The 25336-nt window shown below is 63.9% G+C and carries 23 protein-coding genes and 1 pseudogene; 18 read left to right on the top strand and 6 right to left on the bottom strand.

The features are described from left to right. The first annotated feature begins 6 nt into the window (after nucleotides 1–6). Nucleotides 7–987, top strand: a complete 981-nt coding sequence (locus tag ACQR1W_RS16870) for a PDR/VanB family oxidoreductase (protein WP_434851805.1) — start codon at nucleotides 7–9, stop codon at nucleotides 985–987. Between the two features lie 12 nt (nucleotides 988–999). On the opposite strand, the gene ACQR1W_RS16875 is transcribed toward ACQR1W_RS16870, so the two are convergent. Continuing rightward, on the bottom strand, nucleotides 1000–1620 hold the full coding sequence (locus tag ACQR1W_RS16875; RefSeq protein ID WP_434851806.1) for a cupin domain-containing protein: 621 nt from the start codon (nucleotides 1618–1620) through the stop codon (nucleotides 1000–1002). Between the two features lie 171 nt (nucleotides 1621–1791). Between ACQR1W_RS16875 and ACQR1W_RS16880 the strand changes: the two genes are divergently transcribed. The 4 genes from ACQR1W_RS16880 to ACQR1W_RS16895 are packed head-to-tail and all read left to right on the top strand — an operon-like array spanning nucleotide 1792 to nucleotide 5266. Beyond that, the gene (locus tag ACQR1W_RS16880; RefSeq protein WP_008972274.1) at nucleotides 1792–2568 is read left to right on the top strand and encodes an ABC transporter substrate-binding protein; all 777 of its coding nucleotides are present in this window, start codon (nucleotides 1792–1794) and stop codon (nucleotides 2566–2568) included. 12 nt (nucleotides 2569–2580) lie between these two features. Next, nucleotides 2581–3234: an amino acid ABC transporter permease gene (locus ACQR1W_RS16885; RefSeq protein ID WP_434851807.1), complete on the top strand. Its 654-nt coding sequence runs from the start codon at nucleotides 2581–2583 to the stop codon at nucleotides 3232–3234. Continuing rightward, nucleotides 3231–3962, top strand: a complete 732-nt coding sequence (locus ACQR1W_RS16890; protein WP_434851808.1) for an amino acid ABC transporter ATP-binding protein — start codon at nucleotides 3231–3233, stop codon at nucleotides 3960–3962. Before ACQR1W_RS16885 ends, ACQR1W_RS16890 begins: the two co-directional genes overlap by 4 nt. Nucleotides 3963–3973: 11 nt before the next feature. After that, nucleotides 3974–5266, top strand: coding sequence for an FAD-dependent oxidoreductase (locus ACQR1W_RS16895; protein WP_434851809.1), 1293 nt, complete (start codon nucleotides 3974–3976; stop codon nucleotides 5264–5266). Nucleotides 5267–5299: 33 nt separating this feature from the next. Here ACQR1W_RS16895 and ACQR1W_RS16900 read toward each other — a convergent pair whose 3' ends face one another. Continuing rightward, on the bottom strand, nucleotides 5300–6151 hold the full coding sequence (locus ACQR1W_RS16900) for a LysR family transcriptional regulator (RefSeq protein ID WP_434851810.1): 852 nt from the start codon (nucleotides 6149–6151) through the stop codon (nucleotides 5300–5302). Between the two features lie 107 nt (nucleotides 6152–6258). On the opposite strand from ACQR1W_RS16900, the gene ACQR1W_RS16905 reads away from it, so the two are divergent. Continuing rightward, nucleotides 6259–6651, top strand: coding sequence for a tautomerase family protein (locus ACQR1W_RS16905; protein WP_434851811.1), 393 nt, complete (start codon nucleotides 6259–6261; stop codon nucleotides 6649–6651). Between the two features lie 28 nt (nucleotides 6652–6679). Here the strand turns inward: ACQR1W_RS16905 and ACQR1W_RS16910 are convergent, their stop codons facing one another. Continuing rightward, nucleotides 6680–7714 (bottom strand): 5-methyltetrahydropteroyltriglutamate--homocysteine methyltransferase, encoded by a 1035-nt coding sequence (locus ACQR1W_RS16910; RefSeq protein ID WP_434851868.1) that lies wholly within the window; start codon nucleotides 7712–7714, stop codon nucleotides 6680–6682. Nucleotides 7715–8343: 629 nt separating this feature from the next. On the opposite strand from ACQR1W_RS16910, the gene ACQR1W_RS16915 reads away from it, so the two are divergent. The 7 genes from ACQR1W_RS16915 (at nucleotide 8344) to hemC (ending at nucleotide 16840) form a co-directional block, all read left to right on the top strand. Next, nucleotides 8344–8628, top strand: coding sequence for an SDR family oxidoreductase (locus ACQR1W_RS16915; protein ID WP_434851812.1), 285 nt, complete (start codon nucleotides 8344–8346; stop codon nucleotides 8626–8628). Continuing rightward, the gene (locus ACQR1W_RS16920; protein WP_434851813.1) at nucleotides 8625–10997 is read left to right on the top strand and encodes a DUF3141 domain-containing protein; all 2373 of its coding nucleotides are present in this window, start codon (nucleotides 8625–8627) and stop codon (nucleotides 10995–10997) included. The genes ACQR1W_RS16915 and ACQR1W_RS16920 overlap by 4 nt, the downstream gene beginning before the upstream one ends. Next, nucleotides 10994–12400, top strand: coding sequence for a bifunctional enoyl-CoA hydratase/phosphate acetyltransferase (locus tag ACQR1W_RS16925; protein ID WP_434851814.1), 1407 nt, complete (start codon nucleotides 10994–10996; stop codon nucleotides 12398–12400). Before ACQR1W_RS16920 ends, ACQR1W_RS16925 begins: the two co-directional genes overlap by 4 nt. Further along, entirely contained in the window at nucleotides 12400–13581 is a 1182-nt protein-coding gene (locus tag ACQR1W_RS16930) for an acetate/propionate family kinase (RefSeq protein WP_434851815.1), read from the top strand. The genes ACQR1W_RS16925 and ACQR1W_RS16930 overlap by 1 nt, the downstream gene beginning before the upstream one ends. A 183-nt stretch (nucleotides 13582–13764) precedes the next feature. After that, the gene (locus ACQR1W_RS16935; protein WP_434851816.1) at nucleotides 13765–14076 is read left to right on the top strand and encodes a hypothetical protein; all 312 of its coding nucleotides are present in this window, start codon (nucleotides 13765–13767) and stop codon (nucleotides 14074–14076) included. A gap of 142 nt (nucleotides 14077–14218) precedes the next feature. Beyond that, a complete protein-coding gene (locus ACQR1W_RS16940; protein WP_434851817.1) occupies nucleotides 14219–15847 on the top strand; it encodes a GMC family oxidoreductase in 1629 nt (542 codons plus the stop codon). Between the two features lie 12 nt (nucleotides 15848–15859). Continuing rightward, the gene (gene hemC / locus ACQR1W_RS16945) at nucleotides 15860–16840 is read left to right on the top strand and encodes a hydroxymethylbilane synthase (RefSeq protein ID WP_434851818.1); all 981 of its coding nucleotides are present in this window, start codon (nucleotides 15860–15862) and stop codon (nucleotides 16838–16840) included. Between the two features lie 3 nt (nucleotides 16841–16843). Here hemC and hemE read toward each other — a convergent pair whose 3' ends face one another. Next, a complete protein-coding gene (gene hemE / locus ACQR1W_RS16950; RefSeq protein WP_434851819.1) occupies nucleotides 16844–17890 on the bottom strand; it encodes a uroporphyrinogen decarboxylase in 1047 nt (348 codons plus the stop codon). Between the two features lie 159 nt (nucleotides 17891–18049). Between hemE and ACQR1W_RS16955 the strand changes: the two genes are divergently transcribed. Both ACQR1W_RS16955 and ACQR1W_RS16960 read left to right on the top strand, forming a co-directional pair. Next, nucleotides 18050–18298 (top strand): hypothetical protein, encoded by a 249-nt coding sequence (locus ACQR1W_RS16955; RefSeq protein ID WP_434851820.1) that lies wholly within the window; start codon nucleotides 18050–18052, stop codon nucleotides 18296–18298. A 199-nt stretch (nucleotides 18299–18497) separates the two neighbouring features. After that, entirely contained in the window at nucleotides 18498–20411 is a 1914-nt protein-coding gene (locus ACQR1W_RS16960; protein ID WP_434851821.1) for a diguanylate cyclase domain-containing protein, read from the top strand. Nucleotides 20412–20420: 9 nt separating this feature from the next. On the opposite strand, the gene ACQR1W_RS16965 is transcribed toward ACQR1W_RS16960, so the two are convergent. Together ACQR1W_RS16965 and ACQR1W_RS16970 are read right to left on the bottom strand one after the other, a co-directional pair. Continuing rightward, nucleotides 20421–20654 (bottom strand): SlyX family protein, encoded by a 234-nt coding sequence (locus tag ACQR1W_RS16965; RefSeq protein WP_434851822.1) that lies wholly within the window; start codon nucleotides 20652–20654, stop codon nucleotides 20421–20423. Next, entirely contained in the window at nucleotides 20647–21411 is a 765-nt protein-coding gene (locus ACQR1W_RS16970) for a rhodanese-related sulfurtransferase (protein WP_434851869.1), read from the bottom strand. The genes ACQR1W_RS16965 and ACQR1W_RS16970 overlap by 8 nt, the downstream gene beginning before the upstream one ends. Before the next feature lie 132 nt (nucleotides 21412–21543). Here ACQR1W_RS16970 and ggt point away from each other — a divergent pair, with 132 nt between their 5' ends. The 3 genes and pseudogenes from ggt to ACQR1W_RS16985 all read left to right on the top strand — a co-directional run bounded on the left by ggt (nucleotide 21544) and on the right by ACQR1W_RS16985 (nucleotide 24989). After that, entirely contained in the window at nucleotides 21544–23130 is a 1587-nt protein-coding gene (ggt, locus tag ACQR1W_RS16975; RefSeq protein WP_434851823.1) for a gamma-glutamyltransferase, read from the top strand. A gap of 1115 nt (nucleotides 23131–24245) precedes the next feature. Continuing rightward, nucleotides 24246–24443: pseudogene (locus ACQR1W_RS16980) on the top strand (hypothetical protein); the annotation flags it as partial. Between the two features lie 114 nt (nucleotides 24444–24557). Beyond that, entirely contained in the window at nucleotides 24558–24989 is a 432-nt protein-coding gene (locus tag ACQR1W_RS16985) for an FKBP-type peptidyl-prolyl cis-trans isomerase (protein WP_434851870.1), read from the top strand. The last annotated feature ends 347 nt before the right edge of the window (nucleotides 24990–25336 follow it).

A 25336-nucleotide genomic window follows, 5' to 3' on the forward strand; every position in this document is an offset into this window, starting at 1 on the left:
ACGACCATGCGGTTCGAAGACAATTGGAGTTCCGCCACGCTGGTCGCGATCCGCGACCTCACGCCGGGCATCCGCGAATTCACTGTGCGGCCGGATCATTATGCCTGCGCGCCTTACGCGCTCGGCAGCCATATCAAGGTCGGCGTGCTCATCGATGGTCAGCCGGATGTGCGCTCTTATTCGCTGGTCGGAGAAGCTGATGCGGCGGGCTATCGTATCGCGGTTCGGCGCGCCGAGGACTCGCGTGGCGGCTCGCGCTATCTGTGGTCGCTGCAGCCGGGCGCCCGGCTGCAGGTGACAAGCCCGGCCTCGCTGTTGCAGGTCGACTGGCAGCGCGGGCACTATTGTCTTATCGCTGGCGGCATTGGCATCACGCCGTTGGTCGGCGCCGCGCAGGCGTTGCTGCGCAAGACGCCGAACGTCGCGCTGCATTATGCGGTGCGCTCGCGGGCCGATGCGGCCTATGCCGACGAGCTGAAGGCTACGCTTGGCGAGCGCGTGACCTTCTACGCGGCGGGCGAAGGCGAGCGGCTTAATCTCGCGCAGCTGTTTGCCACGCTGCCGTCCGATGCTGTCGTGTTGTTCTGTGGCCCGATGCGGATGCTGGAGGAGGCGCGTCGCGCCTGGGCCTCATGCGGCCGGGCGACAAGCGATCTCAGCTACGAGACCTTTGGCTCCAGCGGCCGCTTCGCGGCCGAGCCGTTCCGGGTGCGCCTGCGCGAGAGCGGCGAGGAGATCGTGGTGCCGCGCGACCGCTCGATGCTCGACGTCCTGAACGCCGCCGGCCACGAGATCATGTCCGATTGCCGCCGCGGCGAGTGTGGTGTCTGCGCGGTCGACGTGGTCGCGATCGAGGGTGAGATCGATCACCGCGACGTCTTCTTCAGCGAGCATCAGAAGCACGAGAACCGCAAGCTCTGCCCGTGCGTGTCGCGCGCGCATGGCGTGGTGACGATCGATACGCTGGAGCGCGCCGACGCGATCTGAAGGGTTATGGGTCTACGTGACCGAGTTCACCCACAGCACCACGGCCTTGGCCCGCTTGGCCGGATTGCTGAAGCGATGCGGGCGGCGGCTGGCGAAGCGGAAGCTGTCGCCGCTGGTCAGCGTCCAGGTCTCGTCGTCGACGGTCAGAATCATCTCGCCTTCGAGCACCAGCCCGGCCTCTTCGCCGTCATGGGTGTAGAGCTCGTCGCCGGTCGAGCCGCCGGGCTCCATATGCACCAGGAACAGATTGAGCTTGCCGTCGGTGCCGGTCGGATGCAGCAGCTGCTTTGAAATTCCGCTGCGCCACAGCTTAAGCTCGGCGCGCTCGCCCGCGCGTGTCACGATGCCGGATGCGGCATCCGAGCTGGCATTGGCGCCGCCGAACAGCGCGGCGATGCCGACGCCGAGCACGTCGGCCAGCGTTGCCAGCACCCGCAGCGACGGTGATGACAAGCCGCGCTCGACCTGACTGAGGAAGCCGACCGAGAGTGCGCTGCGGCCTGCGACCGTTTCCAGCGACAGGTTGGCGCCGTGCCGGAGCTCGCGCAGCCGCTGCCCGACCGCCACGTCCATCGCCGGCTCGGCCGGCTTCGTCTCGGCCCTGGATTTGGCTCTGGATGCCTGTTTGCCCATTCCTGCGTCGTTATCCGGTTCTTTCAGCCTTTTTCATTTGCATGAAATCCGCTTGCCAAGTCCAGCGCATGATGATCAAATTTTCATATAGATGAAAACGGCCTGGTCCAAGCCGCATGCGCCCCCAAGCGCGCAATCGGTGCGGGAGCTGGGCCCGGAGGAGGTCGTGCCATGCTGGTCAAGCGTTTCGCCCAATTCGTGCTGGGGACGTTGCTTCTCGCGAGCCCTGCAACAAGCGTTCCGGCCGCGGCCGAGCAGGTGCTGAAGGTCGGGAGCACGCCGACCGGTATTCCTTTTACCTTCCTCGACACCAAGACCCAGACCATCCAGGGCCTGATGGTCGATCTGATCACCGAGATTGGCAAGGATGCCGGCTTCTCGGTGCAGATCGAGCCGATGCAGTTCTCGGCGCTGATCGCCGCGCTCAATGCCAACAAGGTCGACATCATCGCGGCCGCGATGTTCATCACTCCCGCCCGCAAGGAGGTGATCGACTTCTCCGATCCGATCTACACCTACGGCGAAGGCCTGGTGGTGCCGAAGAGCGACGCCAAGGACTACGCGAATTATGACGAGTTCAAGGGGCAGGTGGTCGGTGCCCAGGTCGGCACGGCCTTTGTCGATGCGCTGAAGAAGACCGGCCAGTTCAGCGACGTGAAGGCTTACGACACCATCCCCGACATCATGCGCGACGTGAACGCTGGGCGGCTCAAGGCCGGCTTCGCCGACTATCCGATCCTCGCCTACAATCTGAAGCAGGGCGGATTTCCCGAGGTGCGCATCGTCGAGAGCTATAAGCCGACCATCATCGGCTCGGTCGGCATCGGCGTGCGCAAGGCCGATCAGGAGCTGCTCGGCAAGATCAATGCGTCGCTGGCGAAGCTGAAGCAGAACGGTACGGTCGCCAAGATCCTCGATAAATGGGGCCTGAAGGCTCAAGATCTCTGATTTGGCGCTCTCATGGAGAAGTTTGCGCGCGACGCCGTCGAGTTCCTGCCGATCCTGTTGAACGGCGTCGCGCTGACGATCGTCGTCACGCTCGGTTCGCTGGTGGTCTCGACCCTGCTCGGCCTGATCTGGGCGATGATGCGGGTTTCCGGCATCCGCGCGCTGTCATGGGGCAGCGCGGCGCTGATCAACATGATCCGCGGCATTCCGATCATCGTGCTGCTGTTCTATCTCTATTTTGTGATGCCCGATCTCGGTGTATCCCTGACCGCGCTGCAGGCCGCGATCATCGGGCTCGGCGTCGCCTATTCCGCCTATCAGGCGGAGAATTTTCGCGCCGGCATCGAGGCGATCGACAAGGGCCAGATCGAGGCGGCGCAGGCGATCGGCATGAGCTGGTGGCTGACGATGCGGCGCGTGATCCTGCCGCAGGCGGTGCGGATCGTGCTACCGCCCTATGGCAACGTCATGATCATGATGCTGAAGGATTCCTCGCAGGCCTCGACCATCACGGTCGCCGAGCTCGCATTGCAGGGCAAGCTGATTGCGTCCTCGACCTTCAAGAACACCAGCGTGTTCACGCTGGTGGCGCTGATGTATTTGACCATGAGCATCCCGCTGATCCTCCTGGTGCGGCATTTCGAGAAGCGGGGGCCGCACCGATGATCGAGCTTGCGGACGTCCACAAGCGCTTCGGGCGCAACGAGGTGCTGAAGGGCATCACGGCCTCGGTCGAGAAGGGCGAGGTGGTCTGTATCATCGGGCCGTCCGGCTCCGGCAAGTCGACCATTCTCCGCTGCATCAACGGCCTGGAGAGCTATGACAGCGGCGCGATCCATGTCGAAGGCCTCCGCGTCGACCGCGACTCACGCTCGATCGTCGCGATCCGCACCCAGGTCTCGATGGTGTTCCAGCGCTTCAACTTGTTCCCGCATCGGACTGCTCTGGAGAACGTGATCGAAGGTCCGCTGTTCGTGAAGAAGGAGCCGCGCTCTGAGGCGATCGCGCGCGGCCGCGCGCTACTTGCGCGCGTCGGCCTGGCCGACAAGGCCGAAGCCCATCCGCCGCAGCTCTCCGGCGGTCAGCAGCAGCGGGTTGCGATCGCCCGTGCGCTCGCCATGCAGCCGAAGGCGATCCTGTTCGACGAGCCGACCTCGGCGCTCGATCCGGAACTGGTCGGTGAGGTGCTCTCGGTGATGCGCAAGCTCGCCGACGATGGCATGACCATGGTCGTCGTCACCCATGAAATGGGCTTTGCCCGCGAGGTCGCCGACCGCGTGCTGTTCATCGACGGCGGCGTCATCGTCGAGCAGGGGCCGGCGAAGAGCCTGCTCAACCAGCCGCAGCATCCGCGCACGCAGGATTTCCTGCGTCGCGTGCTGCACCCACTCTAAGAGATCGCGCAATGACCGGGCCCGTTCGATTCCCGCTGCCACCGAGTCTCTATGCCGATACGGCGGTGGCATCGGTCGCCACTCCGCCGCTTGAAGCGGACAAACACTTTCCCGTGGCCATCATCGGCGGCGGCTTCACCGGGCTCTCGACCGCGCTGCATCTGGCCGAGCAGGGCGTGCAGGCCATCGTGCTGGAGGCGCAGGAGCCGGGCTGGGGCGCCTCGGGCAACAATGGCGGCCAGATCAATCCCGGCCTGAAACATGACCCCGAGCAGATCGAGGCTGATTTCGGCACAGATCTCGGCCGGCGCATGGTCGCGTTTGCCTATGGCACGACCAACTTCACGCTCGATCTGATCCGCCGCTATCAGATCCCCTGCGAGGCGCGACAGAACGGCACCTTGCGGGCGGCCTACAACGAGGCTGCCGCGAGCGGTATCCGTGCCACCGCCGAGCAATGCATCCGCCGCGGCATGCCGGTCAAGCTCCTGAATCGCGCTGAGTTGCGCGAGAGGACCGGTACCGACCGCTATCTCTGCGCCATCCTGGATAGTCGCGGCGGCGATCTGCATCCTCTCAGCTATGCGCGGGGTCTGGCGCGTGCTGCGATCGCAGCCGGCGCTTCGGTTCACGGCGAGACGCCGGCGCTATCCTTATCGCGGGATGGCAGCCGTTGGCGCATCACCACGCCGCGCGCGAGCGTACATGCGGACAAGGTGCTGCTCGCGACCAACGGCTTTACTGACGATCTCTGGCCCGGCCTGCGCCGCACCATCGTGCCGGTGTTTTCCTCGATCGCCGCGACGGCGCCGCTCTCGGATGAGGTCGCGCGCGCGATCATGCCGACGCGCTCGGTGTTGTACGAAAGCGGCCACATCACGGTCTATTATCGGATCGATCAGCACAATCGCCTGCTGATGGGCGGGCGCGGGCCGATGCGCTGGATCAAGAGCCCGACCGACATCTCATATCTCATTCGCTATGCAGAGCGGCTGTGGCCGCAACTGAAGGGTATCGCCTGGACTCATGGCTGGAACAGCCGGCTTGCGATCACAGCCGACCATTACCCGCATGTGCATGAGCCGGCCGACAATCTCCTGGTCTCGCTGGGGTGCAATGGCCGCGGCGTCGCCTTATCCACTGCGATGGGTGCTCAGCTCGCGCGGCGCCTCATCGACGGAGCCAAAGCCGAGATCGACATGCCGATCTCGGACATCAAGCCGATTCCGCTGCACGCGTTCTGGCCGGTCGCGGTGACCGCCACCGTGCTGACCGGCCGGGTGCGGGACCGACTCGGTGTTTGACCGCGCGCCTGCGATCCCCGTGGCGAGCGGGGCTCAGCCGGTGCTGGCTCGTAACGCTGCGGCCAGCGTCTTGAGCGAGGCCCGGGCCCGCGCGTCGGTCACTTTTGCGTGCATGACGACATCGCGCGCCGGCAGTGGCGGCAAGCCGAACTGTGCGCCGACCTCGATGGTACCGCGCGGCGCCACACGCTGCCCCAGTGCGGCAACCGCTAGTCCGGCAGCGACAGCCGCACCGATGGTGCCGAGGCCGCCTCCGACGAACGCCTCGCGCCAGGGAATTCGGGCCGCCTTCAAGGCACCGATGGCGAGGTTGCGCACGCTGCAGGGTTCGGCCTGCGTCGCCAACGGCAGCGGCTCACCGGGACGGTAGGTGAAATCCGGAGCGGCGAACCAGCCGAAACTTTCCTTCACGATGGGCTCGCCCCCGCGCCGGCGATTGTCGTGACGGAATACGATTGCCGCATCGACGATGCCGCGGTCGAACTCGTCGAGCACGTCGCGCGATGCAGCGATGCGGATCTCCAGCACGAGGCCGGGCTCGGCGCGCTTCATTCGTTTCAGCAACACCGGCAGATCGGCACCGACGATGTGGTCGCTCATGCCGACCGTCAGGCGGCGTGATGCGGCGCCGAACGACTGCAACGCGAGCTGATGCGCAGCGGTGAGCGCGCGTGCCGGTTCCAGGAATGCGCTGCCGTCCGCAGAGAGCTGGACATGGCGCGGTGTGCGGTCCAAGAGCCTGCGGCCAAGCCCGTCCTCAAGCCGCTTGATCTTGAGGCTGACGGCCGATTGCGTCGTCTCCAGCGCCTCCGCCGCACGCGTGAAGCTCTTCAGGTCCGCGGCCAGCACGAAGGCCTGCACCGCCTCGATGTCCAACGACTTCATCGCCAACCATTTAAAATCGATATCATTGATATCTCATATCATGGAATTTTAAAATGATAAATCGTTGCTACGTTCAGCCCCGTGTTCGAAGCATTCAGGAGACGGCAATGCCATTTACACGCGTTTCACTTAGGTCCGGCAAGTCGGCGGCCTACCGCAAAGCGATCCTCGAGGGCATCTATCGCGCGCAGCGGAAGGTGTTCGATGTGCCGGAGGATGATCGCTTCATGGTGGTGAACGAGCATGACGGTCCGGATTTCTGGTACGGCGCCGATTATCTCGGGATTCACCGCAGCGACGATCTCGTCATGATCCAGATGACGGTCAGCAATACGCGTCCGCTCGCCAAGAAGCAGGCGCTCTATCGTGAGATCGTGGCCCAGCTGACCAAGGATCCCGGGCTGCGGCCCGAGGACATCTTCATCAACCTTGTAGAAGTCGTGCCGGAGAACTGGTCGTTCGGCAACGGCATTGCGCAGTATGTATCGGAGCAGAGCTGAGCTTGGGCCCAAAGCCGTCGTCAGCTGATCAGCTGATCTCGTCACGCACGCGGGCGGCGGCCGCGCACATCGCCCTCAGCTTGCCGAAGGCGGTGGTGCGGGCCAGGTATTTCATGCCGCAATCCGGCGCCAGCACCAGTCGACCAGGCGCGACATATCTGAGACCGCTGCGAATCCGCTCGGCGATGACAGCGACCGGCTCGATCTCGGGATCGCCGAGATCGAGCACGCCCAGCACGATCGTCTTGCTGGCGAAGTCCCTGAGCACGCCGAGGTCGAGCCGCGGTTGCGCCGCCTCGATCGAGATCTGCTGCGCTTGGCTGTCGGCCAGCTCGATCAGGAAAGGATAGCCCGTCGGCTTGGTCGAGCCGGGCACAATCGCGGCATAGCCGAAGCAGACATGCACCACAGTCGGAATCGTGATGCGATCGAGCGCGCGGTCGATCGCCTTGACCGCATAGCGTCGCGCGGCGTCGGGGTTATTGCGCACCCACGGCTCATCGAGCTGGATGATGTCGGCGCCCGCTCTCTGCAGATCGCGCGCCTCGGCATTGACCACCTCGGCGAACGCCATCGCCAGCGCTTCTTCATCTCCGTAGAATTCGTCCTTCGCCTGCTGGCTCAAGGTGAACGGGCCCGGCAGGGTGATCTTGGCAGTGCGGTCGGTCTGACCGCGCAGGAACTCAAGGTCGCGCAGTTCGATCGGGTGATGACGCCTGAGGGGGGCAACGACGCGCGGGACCGGTGTCTTCAGTCCGGATCGCGAGACGATGACGGCGGGATTGTCGGTATCGATCCCATCGAGCGCGGTGGCGAAGCGATTGGAGTAGCTCTCGCGGCGGATTTCTCCATCGGTGACGATATCGATGCCGGCGCGCTCCATGTCGCGGATGGCGACGGTGGTGGCGTCATCCTGCGCTTCTTCCAATTGCGGTTTCGGAACGCGCCAGAGGCCTTGCATGCGGATGCGCGGCACCGATTTCGACAGCAACGCGCGATCGATCAGCCAGCCCGGCTGCGGATAGCTTCCAACCACTGACGTCGGCAACAGGTGCTTGGGCAGGCTCACGATCGTCTTCCTTCTTTCGTAACCAGACGACGCGATTCATGGTCAGGCATTTCCTAGTGCAGCGAACTTGAAGTTCAGCTCAATTTATGCGTGCATTATTCATGGGACTTCGATTCAAAGGCGCGCCAAAATCCAAGACCCTTTTTGTCCTTCGAATCCGCAATTCCCTGAGGGGGCCACTGCGAAACGAGGCCGGCTTTGGATTCGGGACACTGCCGCCACCGATTGAAGTCCGTGAAGAGACCCTGCCGTGGGAAGCAGGGCACTTCGGACCGGCGAATGGAGAACGATATCACCCGGCTGCGCGAAGCATAGACGGAAGTTGCGAGGATCGAGCCTTGGCACGACTCGTCGGGAGTGCCGCACCGCAAGGACTGAGCCCGGCGAGATGGCCGTGCGACCTTGGTTCAACATGCAATCGTCATCGCAATGTCATGAAACTGCAGCGGATTTCCATCTCCCGTCGTTGACGCAACGCAAGGCGTTCCGGGTCGCGTCGGCTACAAACGCACCAACTCGTGACAGACCAAACGCGGCGTGGTGCCGCTTGAGTCTGCCGCGCGCGAACGACCATCACAAATCGCCTCTATCGTCGCAACCGACGCATCTGGAGAAGGACGCGCGTGTCTTCCTTGGCCGGTAAGAAAGCACTGCTGATCGGCATCGCCCATGAAGAGTCGGTCGCGTTCGGCTGTGCCACGGCGTTTCAGACCCAAGGTGTCGATCTCGCGATCACTTATCGGGACGACAAGTCCGTCGGCTTCGTCCGGCCGCTTGCTGAAAAGTTGGCGACCGACGTTCTTCTGCACCTTGATATGCGTAACGACATGAAAATTCGGCGGCTTGATCGACGAGGTCAGCCGTATCCGGGGGCCACATCGACGTCACACCGCAGGTCAGAGGCATGATCGATTCCGAGATGAACTCGCGCTATTCACAGGCTATCCATGACACATGGGCCAATGCCGGCGAGCAGATGCAAATGCTCGCGGCGCTGAGCGCCCGGCATGCACAGGCGATCGGCCACAATCAGCTGCAAGCGGCCACCGCCGCATGGACTGGCTGGCGCGATCTGCTGCCCGATCTGCTGATCCCACGTGCCGATGCGCAGGCGGCCGAGTACATCCGCGATGCTGGCCAGCGTTTCGTGCTGTTCCTTGACACCTTGTGTCAGCGTGGCGACGCGGCGATCGAACGCGAGAAGGATGGCTTTCGGCCAGTGCTTGCCTTCGATTACGACATGATCGTCGACGGCCGTACGCTGCCTGATCCCGTAAATTACGCCCTGGTCCGAATCCATCCCCCGGCCGGCACGGCAGCGCCGCGTGAGGATGCCCGGCCGTGGGTCATCATCGACCCGCGCGCCGGTCACGGCAGCGGCATCGGCGGCTTCAAGAGCGAGTCAGAGGTCGGCGTCGCGCTCAAGCATGGTCATCCCGTGTATTTCGTCATTTTCTTCCGCGATCCCGAGCCAGACCAGACCTTGGCCGATGTCTGCGCGGCCGAGGCAGCGTTCCTGCGCGAGGTGCATAGCCGGCACCCGCGTGCGCCGAAGCCGCTGGTGACCGGCAATTGCCAGGGCGGCTGGGCGGCGATGATCCTAGCTGCGACACATCCGGATCTGATGGGACCGGTGGTCATCGCCGGCGCGCCGCTGTCCTATTGGGCAGGCGAGACGGGTCGCAATCCGTTTCGCTATTTCGGCGGCATCGCCGGTGGTGCGGTGCCGGCCGCGCTTACCGCGGATCTCGGCGGCGGCAAGTTCGACGGCGCCAATCTGGTGCTCAATTTCGAGATGCTCAATCCCGGCAAGACTTGGTTCCGCAAGAACTACGATCTCTTCGCGAACGTCGACCGCGACGCCAGCCACTTTCTCGATTTCGAGCGATGGTGGTCCGGTTTCTATTTCATGAATGAGAACGAGATCCGCTGGATCGTCGAGAACCTCTTTATCGGCAATCGCCTGACGCGGGGCGAGGCCGTACTTAGCGACGGCACGCCGGTCGATCTCAAGCGCATCGAGGCACCGGTAATCGTGTTCGCCTCCCACGGCGACAACATCACTCCGCCGCAACAGGCATTGAACTGGATTCCGGATCTCTATCCCACGGCCAAGGAGATCGAGGCCAGTGGCCGCGTCATCATCTATACGCTGCATGACTCGATCGGCCATCTCGGCATCTTCGTCTCTGCCCAGGTCGCCAATAGGCAGCACGAGCAGATCGGCTCGGTGATCAAGACCATCGAATCGCTTGCCCCCGGCCTCTACGAGATGTTGATCGTGAAGAGCGGCGAAGCCACCACGGTTTCGTTCGAGGCGCGCAGCATCGACGATGTCCTCAAACTCGATGATGGCCGCGACGAAGAGGTTGAGTTTGCCGCTGTGGCCGGCTGGTCGGAATGGGCAACCAAGACCTACGAGCTGACCTTGCAGCCGATGCTGCAGGCGCTGGTGACGCCCGACGTCGCAGCGGCACAGAAGCGGCTGCATCCGCTGCGTCAGCAGCAATATCTGCTCTCGCATCGCAATCCGCTGCTGGTCAATATCGGGGAGCTTGCACATGAGATGCGCACGCACCGTGCACCGGCCGCCACGGACAATCCGCTTTTGAAGCTCGAGAAGATGGTCGCCGATGCCATCGAACGCAGCTGGGACCTCTATCGCGACAGCCGCGATGCCGGAATCGAGCTCCTCTTCCATGGCCTGTATGGAACACCGTGGATGAAGCATCTGGGGACGCTGCGCCGGGCGCGTCGACAGTCCCATGACGTCAGCCGCCTGCCGCATATCCAGGAGGCGGTCAGGAAAGCCAAGCTCGGCGGCTATGCCGAGGGCATCGTGCGGATGCTGATCCTGCTGGCGCGCACACGCGGCTCGGTCCGGCGCGACCGGCTGGAACGTTCTGACCGGCTGTTGCATTCCCGTCCGCCGTTCAACTCGATGACGCCGGAGATGCGCAGCCGCATGATCTATGAGCAGTCGCTGATCGTGGAGTTCGCAGGCCCGGAAGCGATCACGAGTTTGGAAGATCTGCTCAGCGATCCCGTCGATCGTTACAGCGCGCTCAACCTCGTGCTCGATGTCGCGGGTCCGATCGCGGACATGGATGCGCCGACCGTTGCGATGTTCAAGCGCTTCCAGCGGACGCTGCTGACGATGGCGCGGGACTGGTACGATCCGGAGGGAGCTGTCGCGTCTCCTACCGGGGATGACGGCGCCGAGCGCAGCCGGACGGGCTCGGGGGCGTCGTCGCGATTGAAGGAATCCGCAGCATGATCCGCGAGAACAGGCTCTATGATGAACTGAAGGTTGGCGATACCGGTTCGATCAAGCGCGTCTGCACCGCCAACGACCTCTATATCTTCGCCCATGCCTCGGGCAATCTCAACCCGTTGCATATGCCTGAACAGAACGGCGAAGCGTGGTCGGACGCGATAGCGCCGGCGATGTGGATCGGCGCATTGGTCTCCGCCGTGCTCGGTAATATCCTGCCGGGCCCCGGCACGCTGTACAAGGCACAGAGCTTTCGATTCATCAATCGCGTGCATGTCGGCGACGAATTGAATGTCACCGTGACCGTGCGCGAAAAACTTCCCGAAGGCGTGGTCCGGCTCGACACGGTGATCACGGGGCGGGGCGGCGACTGCGTTGCCGAAGGCGTGGCCGAGGTGCTGGCGCCCGCGCGCAAGGTGCATGCTGACGACAGCATCGTGCCCGAGCTTCTGATCCAGCGGCATCGCCACTTTGACCGCCTCTTGAAAGCCTGCGAAGGTTTGCCGCCGCTGGTCACCGCTGTCGTCGTTCCGGAAGACCAGAGCTCGCTCGGCGGTGCGATGCTGGCGGCTGACCACGGTCTGATCCGCCCCGTTCTCGTGGGGACGGCGGCAACAATCGCGGCCGTCGCGAAGGATCTTGGCCTCGATCTGACCGGCGTCGAGATCCTCGATGTGGGTGGTGACGACGCCGCGGCGGCTGCGGGCGTGGCCCTGGTCCGCAGCGGCAAGGCAGACGCGCTGATGAAGGGGCATCTGCATACGGATGCGCTCTTGCATCATGTGGTCAAGCATGACGGCGGCCTCCGCACCAGCCGACGTCTCAGCCACGCCTTCGTGATGGATGTGCCTGGACTCGATCACGTGCTGATCGTCTCGGATGCGGCCATCAACATCGCTCCAGATCTGACGGCCAAAGTCGATATCACCCAGAATGCGATTGACGTTGCGCTCGCGCTTGGGATCGAGAAGCCTAAGGTCGGGGTGCTCTCCGCGGTCGAGACCGTGAACCCGCAGATTCCATCGACGCTTGATGCCGCAGTGCTCGCGAAGATGGCCGATCGCGGCCAGATCCGAGGCGCCGTGGTCGATGGACCGCTGGCCATGGACAACGCGATCGACGTCACGGCCGCCAAGACCAAGGGGATCACTTCGCTCGTTGCCGGTCATGCCGACATTCTGATCGTGCCGAACTTGGAGGCCGGGAACATGCTCGCCAAGGAGCTCGTTTTCGCTGCTCAGGCGGAGGCCGCCGGGCTTGCGCTCGGCGCCACCGTTCCGATCATTCTGACCAGCCGCGCCGACGGCGACAAGGCGCGGCTTGCATCCTGCGCCATCGCGTCGCTGTATAAAGCGTGGAAGGATGGCGGTCGGGCGCGCATCCATCTCGATCAGGCGGCTGAATAGTGAAGCACATCCTCACCCTCAATTCAGGTTCGTCCTCCATCAAGTTCGCGCTGTTCGAAGGCCAGGCCGAACTCGTCGAACGCATCCGTGGCCAGATCGAAGGGCTCGGCGCTCACGATCCACATCTGACGGCCGAGCAGGGCGGTCACAAGGTCGTCGACGAGCATGTCGATGCGGCCAAGGCAGCCGATCATGAGGTCGCTCTTAGCCTCGTGCTGGCGTTACTTGACAAGACCATCGGGCGGACCGCGATCGAGGCTGTCGGACACCGCGTCGTGCACGGTGGCATCGAATTCTCAGAATCCATCGTACTCGACAGCACCAATATCGAGAAGCTGGCAAAACTGATTCCGTTGGCGCCGCTACACCAGCCGCACAACCTCGCCGGCGTCCATGCGGCACACAAGGCCTTTCCGGATGCGCTGCAGGTCGCCTGCTTCGACACCGCCTTCCATCGTTCGCATCCCTGGGTCAACGACGCCTACGCGCTGCCGCGACAGTTCTACGACGAAGGCATCCGGCGCTACGGTTTTCACGGCCTGTCCTACGAATATATCATCGAGCATATGAAGCAGATTGCGCCGCTCTACGAGCAGGGCAGGGTCGTCGTCATGCATCTCGGCAATGGCGCCTCGATGTGCGCGATCCGCGACGGCCAGAGCGTCGGCTCCTCGATGGGGTTCACGGCGCTCGATGGTCTGCCGATGGGCACACGCTGCGGCCAGCTCGATCCCGGCGTTGTGCTGTATCTGTTGCAGGAAAAGGGAATGACGGCCGAGCAGATCACCGATCTGCTCTACAAGCAGTCCGGGCTGAAGGGCCTCTCCGGCCTGTCGCAGGACATGCGCGAATTGGAAGCGGCCGGGACCCGCGAAGCGGCGCAGGCGATCGACTATTTCGTCTTCCGCATCCGCCGCGAGCTCGGCTCGATGGCTGCCATTCTCTCGGGCCTTGACGCTGTCGTATTCTGCGGCGGCATCGGTGAGCACGCCTGGCGAGTTCGCGAGCACGTCTGTCAAGGTTTTGAATGGCTCGGGATCGAACTCGACGACATCAGAAACCAGGCCGGTGAAACCGTGATCTCGTCGGATCGGTCGCGCGTCCGCGTCTTCGTCATCAATACGAATGAGGAGATGATGATCGCCCGCCACACGGCGCGATTGCTGGCTGCGAGTCACTAAGTGGGCCGGTTCCGATCAGCGCAGGGTCTGCGGCGCAGTCCAACAGTATTCTCTCAGTCATGACCGCTGGCGGCGTTACACTTTGTTACGCCGTCTGCTTCTTGTCGCAACACCCCGGCAAACTCACCCGATGATCCTGATCACGACGCCAAGCCGGTGTCAGTGAAAAAGGATCTCATGACCATGCGTAAATCTGCTCTCGCTTCGCTGTCGCTGGTGGCGGCGTTTGTCGTTTTTCAGGCTTCCGCGGCCAATGCCTGGACCCGTTCCGGCGGCGGAGTAGGACCCCGCGGCGGCACCTGGCATTCGTCGGGTTCGGGCTCCTGCGCCGGTGGCAGCTGCAGCTCCAGCCAGAGCTTCACAGGTCCGGCCGGCCGCACCGCCACCCGCCAGGGCAGCACCACATGCGCGGGCGGCGCCTGCAATCACAGCGCAACTGTCACTGGTCCGAACGGCGGCACGGTGACGCGTAACAGCACAATCACCCGCAACTAACCTGCTGCGCGGCGTGGATCACCTCTCATGGCCCACGTCGTGCGCTCCTTCTCATTGCCTCCGCTCGCCGATTTTGCCCCTTGCCTGTCGCGCCGATTTGGTATCTCCAAGTCTGGACAACAATAAGCAGTCCGGAGGAGACATGAGCGGCAGTCGCGCGGCTTCGCACGAAACGGATTTGGAATTTGACTACGTCGTCATCGGTGCGGGTTCCGCCGGTTGCGTGCTTGCCAACAGGCTGAGCGCCGACGGCAAGCACAAGGTGCTGCTCCTCGAAGCTGGTCCCAAAGACAGCAACATCTGGATCCACGTGCCGCTCGGCTACGGCAAGCTGTTCAAGGACAAGTCCGTCAACTGGATGTATCAGACCGAGCCCGAACCCGGGCTGGACGGCCGCTCAGTGTTTCAGCCTCGCGGCAAGGTGCTCGGCGGCTCCAGCTCGATCAACGGGCTGCTCTACGTGCGCGGCCAGCACGAGGATTATGATCGCTGGCGCCAGCGCGGCAATGTCGGCTGGGGCTATCAGGACGTGCTGCCCTATTTCAAGCGGGCGGAAAATCAGCAGCGCGGCGCCGACGACTATCACGGGGCTGGCGGACCGCTTTCGGTGTCGGATTGGCGGCACGAGGATCCGCTTTCGGAAGCGTTCGTCAAGGCCGCTGTCGAGACCGGCCTTCCCTATAACCCTGATTTCAACGGCGCGGCCCAGGAGGGCGCCGGCTTCTTTCAGACCACGACGATCCGCGGTCGGCGCGCGAGCAGCGCGTTCTGCTATCTGCGTCCGGCGAAGCACCGCAGCAACCTGCACATCGAGACCGATGCGCAGGTCGAGCGGATTGTCTTCGAAGGACGCAGAGCCCGTGCAGTGGAATTCCGCCAGCATGGGCGCTTGCGCACGGCGCGGGCCCGCCGGGAGATCCTGGTCTCCAGCGGCGCGTATAATTCTCCGCAGCTCCTGCAATTGTCCGGTGTCGGCCCGGCCGAACTGTTGAAGCGGCACGGCATTGATGTCGTGTTCGACGCGCCCGGTGTTGGCAGTGACCTGCAGGACCATATGCAGGTGCGGATCGTGATGCGATGCAGCCAACGCATCACCTTGAACGATATCGTCCATCATCCCGTGCGCCGGGTGCTGGCCGGCGCCCGCTATGCCGCGTTTCGCACGGGGCCGCTGACAATCGCGGCCGGCACGGCGGGGGCCTTCTTCAAGACCGATCCGCGGCTGGCGAGCCCCGACATCCAGATCCATTTCATCCCGTTCTCGACCGACAAAATGGGCGAGGCGTTGCACACCTATTCGGGCTTCACCGCCTCGGTCTGCCAGCTGCGACCGGAAAGCCGCGGCTCGCTCCAGATCAGGAGCGCCGATCCGGCGGCGGCGCCCGAAATCCGCATCAATTATCTCGCCAGCGAGACCGACCGCCGCGCCAATATCGATGGCCTCCGTATCCTCCGGAAAATCCTGGCCGCCCCCGCGCTAAGGGCCTATGTGACCGACGAGGCCTATCCCGGATCGAAAGTGGTTGCCGACGAGGAGATCCTGGCCTATTGCCGGCAGACAGGGAGCACGATCTATCATCCGACCTCGACCTGCCGGATGGGGAATGATGCGCTGGCCGTGGTCGACGAGCGGTTGCGCCTGCGCGGCATTGACGGCTTGCGCGTGGTGGACGCCTCGATCATGCCCGATCTGGTCTCGGGCAATACCAACGCGCCGGTGATCATGATCGCGGAGAAGGCCTCCGACATGATCTTGCAGGACGCGCACTAAGCAGGAACAAAATTGGTGACTCGTTTTCGGATCGGCACACGCAAGAGCACCATGGCCTTGGCGCAGACCGAGGAGATCGCACGGCGCCTGACGGCGGCGATCCCTTCGCTCGATGTCGAGATCGTCAAATTCGAGACCACGGGTGACGCCGACCAGACCAGCAAGCTGTTGACCCACGGCGGCAAGGGTGGGGCGTTCGTGGCCGAGATCCGGCGCGCCATGCTCGCCGGCCAATTGCATGCGGCGATGCATTCTCTGAAAGACATGCCCGGCAATGAGGAGACGCCGGGGCTGGTCGTCGCTGCCCTGTTGTCGCGTGATCCACCCGGGGACGTGCTGGTGCTGCGGCAGGGCCTTTCGCTGGAGGACTTCCGCCGCGACGGCGGCACCGGCTTCAAGATCGGCACCAACGCTGTCAGGCGCGCAGCCTATGCAAGGCGGCTGTTTCCGAATGCGCAAGTGATCCACTTCCGCGGGGCCGCCGACACCCGCATTCGCAAGCTCGATCATCGCGAGCTGCAGCGGCTGCCGGATGGCGGTGCAGTCGGTCCGGCGGATGCGCTGATCATGGCCCGGTCGGGGCTCGAGCGGGTCGGGCTTGCGGATCGTGCCAGTTACGAGTTTCCGGTTGCCGACATGCTGCCGGCCGTTGGGCAGGGCATCGTCGCGGTCGAGTGCGTCGGCTCCGACTGGGAGACGCGCCGCGTTCTATCCACGATCGATGATCCGGCTGCGCGTGCCTGTGCCGATGCCGAGCGCGAGGTGCTATGGGTCCTCAACGGCCATTGCAACTCGCCGATCGCGGGCTTTGCGACCATCGACGGTGCGCAGATGACCTTGACTGCCTCCGTGCTCGACGAAGCCGGCGATCGCTTCATCGAGGCGCAACGCACTGGGCCCGCCGACCGCCCCCGTGAGCTTGGTCGCGCGATCGGGCTCGAGCTGCTCGCCAATGGCGCGGCCGAACTGATCGAGCGCAGCCGGCCGCGCTAACGGTCAACCGCGATAGGCGCGCACCCGCGCGACCATCTGCTCGACATGCGCGATCGGCGTCTCCGGTAGGATGCCGTGGCCGAGATTGAAGATGTGCGGTCCCTGAGCGTAGCTCGCCAGCACATCATCCACCGCCTGATCGAGCGCTGCGCCGCCGGTGATCAGCGCCAGCGGGTCGAGATTGCCTTGCACGGCAACCTTGCTCTGCACCTGTTCGCGGATCAGCTTCGGCTCCGCCGTCCAGTCGATGCTGACGGCATCAACGCCGGTCGCCGCCACATAGCTCGGCAGAAGCGCGCCGGCACCCCGCGGAAATCCGATGATCTTCGCATCAGACCGTGCGCTGCGGACGCCTTCAACGATGCGGCGCGTCGGCTCCATTGACCAGCGCGCGAATTCACGCGGCGAGAGCACGCCGGCCCAGGTGTCGAAGATCTGCAGCGCATCGGCGCCGGCGTCCAATTGCTTCAGCAAATAAGCAATCGACGTCCCAACCAGCGCGTCGATGATTTTGCTGAAGGCCTCAGGATGCCGATAGGCGAGAAGGCGCGCCGGCGCCTGATCGGGCGTGCCTTGGCCGGCGACCATGTAGGTCGCCACCGTCCACGGCGCGCCACAGAAGCCGATCAGGGCCGTGCTCGGCGCAAGCACGCCACGGACACGGCGCAGCGCTTCGAACACCGGCTCCAGTTTGGAGAAATCGGCCTCCGTCGCCAGCGCCGAGATCTTCTCGGGCGTGTCCAGCGGCTCAAGGCGCGGACCTTCGCCGACCTCGAAGCGCACGCTGCGGCCGAGCGCGTATGGAACGACCAGGATGTCGGAAAAGATGATGGCGGCATCGAAACCGAAGCGGCGGATCGGCTGCAGGGTCACCTCGGCCGCAAGCTCGGGCGAAAAGCACAGATCGAGGAAGCCGCCGGCTTTGGCGCGAACCTCGCGATATTCCGGCAGGTAGCGGCCCGCCTGGCGCATCATCCAGATCGGCGGGACCGCCTGTCTCTGACCCGAGAGCACGGCGATGAAGGGCTTGTTCGTCACGGTCTGGTTCAAGCTCGGAGCTCCACAGTCATCGGGACCAATTTACCGCACGTGATACATGGGGTCGCGGTTCCGGCCAACATCAATCCCGTTCCGTGTGCCCCGATCGGGGCCGATCCGGACGGAACGCGGATTTTTCCTGCGCGTTGTCTCCCCAAAGGGAGACTGATCATGGCCGAGAGCTTCAATCCCGCGCCTCACGACAAGCATGCGGTGGACCCGCGCGAGGCGGCACGCCTCGATCGCGAGATGCCGACGCAGCTCGACAAGGGGCTGAGGGACACGTTTCCTGCTTCCGATCCGGTGAGCTTGCAGCAGCCTTCCGTTGCGACAAGGAAGATGCACAGCGTGGACGATCAAAGTGGGGAGCTCCACAGCCCGTCGCTCTGGGACAAGGTGCGATCCATCTTCGTGCGCTGAGCTGTCGGGCGTGCGGTCGGCGTGAAGACTCTTCTACTGTTCGATCGAAGCTCGAGCATTGCGATGACCCGTAATTATACGGCACTGGCCGTAGTCTTACGGTCGTGCAGGCGTGGCCCAATGCAACCGATTGGCGTTTGATTTCAGAGATAAATAAGATGTGCGTGGGATTTTCCGTCGATCCGGAGAGTCCCGCGGAATGGACGTCGTCGCGCATAAGGTTCGACTGAGCCGCCTGCCTGTGTGGGCGGCTGTTTTCGTCGTGGCGGTGTGCACGGCTATTCTTGCGTTGAGCGGTTGGAGCGAATGGGCTTCGCGTGACAACGAACTGCGCGGCGCGGAGGTCGAGCTCGGCAATCTGACGCGTTCGCTCGCCCAGCATGTCGAGGACACGGTCGAGCTCGCGGACACGATTATCCGCGGCGTCGTGAGCGAACTTGAGGGCGAGGACGGAAGCGGCCCCGCCGTTCTGCGGCTGCAGGGCATTTTCAACAGCACCAAATCCAGCCTCGGCCGTGTCCGCGGCGTGTTCGCCTATGACGAGACGGGGCGGTGGCTCGCGACGACCGAGAACGTGGCCCTGTCGAACTACAACAATGCCGATCGTGACTATTTCAGCCATCATCGGCGCTCGGCGGACCGGTCGCTTTTGATCGGCAGGCCGGTGCAGAGCAAGGCCGGCGGCCAGTGGGTCATCACCTTGTCCCGCCGCTGGAATCATCCCGACGGCCGCTTTGCAGGCGTGGTGCTCGCCACCATCGACGTCGCCTACTTTTCTGAATTCTACCGGCAATTCGATGTCGGTCCGCATGGCACGATCAGTCTGATGAGCCGCGACGGAGCGATGCTCGCGCATAGCGTCGATCCGGTCCCTGACATGGAGCGGCAATCGGTTGTCGACGACATCCCCTTCCATCCGAGCTTTGGAATTCTGCACGTGCGGCTGCCGCAGGACGACTCCGAACGGATCACGTTCTATCAACGCGCGCAGCGCTATCCGTTCCTGCTGGTGGCCACACGGACGCGGGAGGACGTGTTGGCAGAATGGACGAGGCACTTCTATGTCCGGATCGCCATGGTCGTCGGCCTCGTCCTTCTGATCTGCGCGATCGGAATCTTCCTGGTGCGGCTGCTGCTGCAGGGGCGCCGCCTGGCCTTGGCATTGACGTCCAACGAAGAGAGCTTCCGCCTGCTCGCGGAGGGCTCGAGCGATATCGTCACCCGGATCGGCCTGGACGAGCGTATTCGCTATGTCTCCCCGTCGGTGCTTCGGCTGCTTGGCTGGCAACCGGCGCAGCTGCTCGGCAAACGGGCGCTCGCTGGGATCCACGCCCTCGACCTGCCGCAGATCGAGGAGATCATGGCCTCGATCAAGCGTGGCGAAACCGAAGAGGGGCGTGCGACCTATCGCATCCGGCGACGCGACAAGTCGGATATCTGGGTCGAGACGACATTGCGCGGCACCCGCACGGACGACGGCCGGCTCGACGGCTTTGTCGCGATCACGCGTGACGTCAGCCAGCAGAAAGCCCTGCAGGGCAAGCTTGAGACGCTTGCGATCGAGGATGGCCTCACCGGCCTTGCCAATCGCCGCCGCTTCGATGAACGGCTGCTGGAAGAATGGGGGCGCGCCTATCGCGAGAAGACCTCGCTGGCGCTGTTGATCATCGACATCGATCAATTCAAGGCATTCAACGACAGCTATGGCCATCCGGCTGGAGACGAATGCCTGCACACGGTCGCGGTCATCCTGGCCGACGAGGCTCAACGCAGCTCCGACCTCGCGGCGCGCTACGGCGGGGAGGAATTCGCGATCCTGCTGCCCAACACCGATCTGGCCGGCTGCGCGCGCTTCGGCGAGCGGATCCGCCGCGCGGTCCGCGAGGCGGCCATCCCGCACCGGGCAAACCCGCCTTCGGAGATCGTGACCGCGAGCCTTGGCGGCGCGGTATGCCGGCCGGGCAGCGAACGTTCCGCCGGACCCGCCTCATTGATCGAGGCCGCCGATCGCGCGCTCTACGCCGCCAAGGACGGCGGCCGCGACCGCGTCATCATGGCGAGCGACGTTATGGCGTTTGCGCCAAGCATTGTCCCGGCTGCTGCGCAGGCCTGAATTTCGGGGCTAGTAGTGCGGCGGCGGCTCGTTGGTCGGGCCGTCCGTATTCGCCTCGGCCTCTTCGAGCCGCTCACCGAGCAGCGCGATCTGCCGCTTCAACGCCTCGATCTCCCGCCACTGCACCATGACCGTCTGATTCAGCGTCTCGATCGTATCGTCCTGGAACATCACGCGCGCTTCCAGCGCATCAATCCGCTCGCTCAGTTCCTCGGTTGACTCCAGCTCTCCGGTTTCATTCATCGCTTGTGCCCTCTTGCTGGGATTGCGTGACATGCTCCGTCAAGCCGTGGCCGAGGGCGACGCGCTCGTCGAACACGAAGCATCCGCCGCGCCAGCGGCTCTCGCTTTCCGGAATCTCTTCCAGATATTTGAGGATGCCGCCCTTGAGATGGTAGATCTCGGCAAAGCCGCGGGCGAGCAGCAGCGAGCTGGCCTTCTCGCAGCGGATGCCGCCGGTGCAGAACATCGCGACCCTCTTGTGCTTTGCAGGATCGAGACGAGCGGCTGCAAAATCCTTGAACTCGCCGAAGCTCCTGATCGCGGGGTCGATGGCGCCTTCGAACGTGCCCATCGCCACTTCGAATGCGTTGCGGGTGTCGAGCAGGAGCACGTTCGGCGCGCTGATCAGCGCGTTCCAATCAGCGGGATCGACATAGGTCCCGACCTGGCGTGTCGGATCGGCCGCCGGATCGCCCAGCGTGACGATCTCCCGCTTCAGCCGCACCTTCAGGCGCTGAAACGGCATGGCGCGCGCAGCCGAAAATTTCAGTTCGAGATTGTCGAGCCGGCCGCCGAACAGCGGCCCATGGCGGAATTGATCGATCAGTCCGTCGATCGCTTCGCTGCTGCCGGCCAATGTCCCGTTGATCCCCTCCTGCGCGAGCAGCACACTGCCCTTCAACCCGAGCCGGGCGCAGAGGTCGAGCAGCGGCGCGCGCAATGCCCCAAAATCCGGCAGCGCGGTGAATTGATAGAAAGCGGCAACCTTGAAAGCCATGCGGCCGTTTACCAGCAGACCAGCCATCGGAAAAGCTGGTATCCCAGGCCATTGCCCAGGCGGCAAGGAATATGCCATGACGGCCGGCAACGCGGGTTCCTTCGCCCTTCTGTCAGAACGCAGCGAGAAAGAATGAGAAGCTTCCACTTTCCCGGCAGGTCCACGGTTCACGCCCTGAACGCCATGGTTGCGACGTCCCATCCGCAGGCCGCCCTGGCCGCGATCGAGGTGATGCGCGCCGGCGGCACCGCGGCGGATGCGGCGGTGGCGGCTGCCGCGCTGCTCGCGGTGATCGAGCCGCAGTCGACCGGCATCGGCGGCGACTGCTTCGCGCTGGTGCAGCCGAAGGGCGAAGGCAAGATCACGGCCTATAACGGCTCCGGCCGGGCGCCGATGGCGGCCGACGTCGAGTGGTATCTCGAGCGCAAGATCCATTCGGTGCCGCTGACCTCGGCGCATGCGGTCTCGGTGCCCGGCGCGATCGACGCCTGGCACCGCATCCTGCAGGACCACGGCCGGCTCGGCCTCGACCGGCTGTTGCAGCCGGCCATCCGTGCGGCGGAAGAGGGCTATGTGGTGGCGCCGCGCATCGCCTTCGACTGGAAGAACCAGTTCGAGAAGCTGAAGAACGGCACCAACACCGAGCGGTATTTGCTGCCGCATGGCAAGCCCGCAGCTGCAGGCGACGTGATCCACCAGCCCGAATTGGGGCAGACCCTGCGTGCGATCGCCAAAGAGGGGCCGAAGGCCTTCTACACCGGCGCGATCGCCGAGGACATCGTCGAGACCCTGCGCGGCATCGGCGGTCTCCACACGCTGGAGGATTTTGCCAATCACCGAACCGAGGTCACCGCGCCGATCGGCACGGTGTACAAGGACCACGACGTCTGGCAGTGCCCGCCGAACGGCCCGGGCATCACCATGCTGGTGATGCTGAACATCCTGTCGCGTTTCGATCTCACCAAGGTTGCGCCGCTCTCGGTCGAGCGCATGCATCTGGAAGCCGAGGCCGCCCGCATCGCCTATATGCTTCGCGAGCAGCATATCGGCGATCCCGCGCATATGACGACCGAGGTCGCCAGCATTCTGGCCAGGGATTTCGCCGACGAGTACATCGGCAAGATCAGCATGGAGCGGCTGCTCGACCTGCCGAACGTCGCCCCGCCGATGAATCCGGATACCGTCTATATCACGGTCGTCGATCGCGACCGCAACGTCTGCTCCTTCATCAACTCGGTGGCGCATTCCTTTGGCTCGGCGATCATCTCCAACAAAACCGGCGTGCTGCTGCAGAACCGCGCCGGCGGCTTCCGCATCCAGCCCGGCCATCCGAACTGCATCGGCCCCGGCAAGCGGCCGCTGCATACGATCATCCCGGCCCTGGTCACCAAAGCGGGGCGCGCGCAGATGTCCTATGGCGTGATGGGCGGCCAGTATCAGCCGACCGGCCAGACCCACGTGCTGACCAACATGCTCGATTACGGCTGCGACGTGCAGGAGGCGATCGACATGGCGCGCGGCCTGCACTACGAGGGCGTCTATCAGCTCGAGGACGGCATCCCGGCTGATGTCGTCGAGGGTCTCGAGCGGATCGGTCACAAGACCACCAAGCTGGTGGCGCCGCTCGGCGGCGGCCAGGCGATCTGGATCGACTGGGACAAGGGCACGCTCACCGGCGGCTCCGACCCGCGCAAGGACGGCTGCGCGCTGGGCTATTGAGCCGGCGGAAGCTGTTGTTGCACCCGTCATCGCGAGCGCAGCGACGCGATCCAGAGACATGACTGCGATTCTGGATTGCTTCGTCGCGGAGCCTGTCATCGGGCCGCGCTTCGCGCGGACCCGTTGGCTCCTCCCAATGACGGTGGTTGATCGTTCGTAGGATGGGGCAAAGGCGCGCGTGCGATGCTGCGTGCGTCGCGCCGTGTCCTCTCTTCTGACAACCCCTCCTGCGGATCAACCGCTGCATCAACAAGCACCCTGTCGTCCCCGCGAACGCGGGGACCCATAATCCCAGGACGTCGTTCGGGGCAGGCGCGCTGGCCATCTCGCAAACGACGTCCGCCGCGGCGTTTGGGTCCGGGTCGGCGCCACGACGCGCTGGCGCGCGTTGCGGCTTGCCCGGGACGACGATGGGAGAGAGCGGTTTCACATCTCGAACAGCGGTCAACATCGATCGGCATGGCATCGCATTCTCGCGGCGTATCGCGCCCGAGGCATAGGAGCAGCATGTCCCTCCTGATAGGACGGAGGGCGCAGGGAATGCCGGGTGAAGGCCTCACCCATGGCCCGCCTGCGTCAAAGAATGCAGGCGGCAGGTACCACAGGTTCAGCCGAACATCCGGCATTCCCCGCGCGATGGTCTTCACGCTTATACGCAGTCTCCCTGGTGCGCCGGGCTTGTTGGCCACCATGATCCACGCGGCGCGTTAGCGCCGTCGCGAACGTAACACCAGCATCGGGGTGTCAGGACGCTGCGACTTCACGTCCGCGAGAGATCGTTCGTCGGCACCCCCTAGTTCAGGAGAATGCTGCGATCTCTCGCGGCCACCGCTCCCCGCCTCGCGTGTCGTGACGATCGCGCGCAACGCCCCTCCGAGTGAGGCCGGATATACGCAGACAATCATGATTTCTGTAAAACAGAAACAGAAATATTTTTGCAGGGAAGCAGGGCGACGATGTTCGCATTGAAAACGCTGCCGAACTTCGTTTTTCGGCGCGAGCGATTTTACCGGCTAAAAGGGGCCCCGCCGAGTAAGCTCTGACGTGAAAATCGCATAAGTGATTTGCCCGACGTGCACGGCAACGCCAGGGCCTATCGCAGGCTATCGGGCGCGCCGGTGAACGCCGACGTGCCGAGCGTCGAGGTGATCCTGCTGTCGGAGTAGGACGACCATGTCAATCCGGCAGGTGTGAAGGGGCTCGGCGAGCTCGGCAATGTCGGCACCAATGCGGCGGTCTGCAACGCGATCTTCCACGCCACCGGCCAGCGCATCCGCAAGTTGCCGGTCCGGCTGGAAAAGCTCGAGATCTGAGCGCTGACATCTCCGACTGGAAAGACGGGCCGCCTTGCGCTAAACAGCGCTCCCGTTTGAACAGTAAAGGCGGCTCTTAGGATGCGGCGCTCAACACTGAGAACAATTGCGATTATGCCGGCGATGGCGCTCGCGCTGGCGGCAATGATGTCCATTGCCGCACCTGCGTCTGCCCTGGCGCAAACCAAAGGAAAAACCATGACCACGCCCTCAGGACTGCAGATCATCGACACCCAGGAGGGAACCGGTCCTTCGCCGAAGCCTGGTCAGACCTGCGTGATGCACTACACCGGCTGGCTCTATGAGAACGGGCAGAAGGGCAAGAAATTCGACTCCTCGGTCGACCGCAACGAGCCGTTCGAATTCCCGATCGGCATGAAGCGCGTGATCGCCGGCTGGGACGAGGGCGTCGCCACCATGAAGGTCGGCGGCAAGCGCACGCTGATCATCCCGCCACAGCTCGGCTATGGCGCCCGCGGCGCCGGCGGCGTGATCCCGCCGAACGCGACCTTGATGTTCGATGTCGAACTGCTGGGTGTGAAGTAGTTCGGCGCTTGTGGGCGCTGGCTATTTTAATCTCGCACCGACGCACGGTTGATACTGTCAATCGAGATGCTGCGGCGTTTGCAGGGTTGATGACTGCTACGGCAGCCGATGGCTGCGCCCTCTCCCCTTGTGGGAGAGGGCTACACCGATGCCGGCGTCATGCTCATTTGGGTGAGGGGTTCGTCTCCGCAAGCGCACCGTCTCTGCGGAGACAAACCCCTGACCCGGCTCGCATTCGCTTCGCTCATGCGATCCACCCTCTCCCACAAGGAGGGCTTTGCGCAATCGGCGAGCGGAGGTGATCGAGCTCCCCGGGCTTTTTTAAGAGTTGCCGACCATTGCCATTT

This window comes from Bradyrhizobium sp. HKCCYLS1011 (genome assembly GCF_051167795.1).
In the GTDB taxonomy this organism is placed as follows: domain Bacteria; phylum Pseudomonadota; class Alphaproteobacteria; order Rhizobiales; family Xanthobacteraceae; genus Bradyrhizobium.